This is a genomic window from Mycobacterium sp. SP-6446 (assembly GCF_001954045.1).
Lineage (GTDB): Bacteria > Actinomycetota > Actinomycetes > Mycobacteriales > Mycobacteriaceae > Mycobacterium.
In genome coordinates this window covers 1-561 of sequence record NZ_MBEM01000059.1, presented here as the reverse complement: position 1 = coordinate 561, position 561 = coordinate 1, and the positions used below count along the sequence as shown (strand labels likewise).

The 561-nt window shown below is 64.7% G+C and carries 1 pseudogene; it reads left to right on the top strand.

From position 1 onward, the window contains the following. Nucleotides 1-561: pseudogene (locus A5736_RS04310) on the top strand (glucose-6-phosphate dehydrogenase); the annotation flags it as partial.

Below are 561 nucleotides of genomic sequence, written 5' to 3'. Positions count from 1 at the left end.
TTCTCCCTGGTGGGCTTCGCCCGCCGCGACTGGGATCACGACACCTTCGCCCAGGTGATCCTCGACGACGTGAAGCAATATTGCCGTACCCCGTTCCGCCAGGCGATCTGGGAGCGGCTGGCGGACGGATTGCGGTTCGTGCGCGGCGAGTTCGACGACGAGGCCGCGTTCGGGCGGCTGGCCGAGACGCTGGAGAAACTCGACGCCGAGCGCGGCATCGGCGGCAATCACGCCTTTTACCTGGCGATCCCGCCCAGATCGTTTCCGGTGGTGTGCGAACAGCTGCACTCCTCCGGGCTGGCCCGTCCGCAGGACGACCGGTGGAGCCGGGTCGTCATCGAGAAGCCGTTCGGCCACGATCTGGAGAGCGCCCGCGAACTCAACCACGTGGTCAACTCGGTGTTCCCCGAGGAGTCGGTGTTCCGCATCGACCACTACCTGGGCAAGGAGACGGTTCAGAACATCCTGGCGTTACGCTTCGCCAATCAACTGTGGGACCCGATCTGGAACGCGCACTACGTCGATCACGTACAGATCACCATGGCCGAAGACATCGGGCTG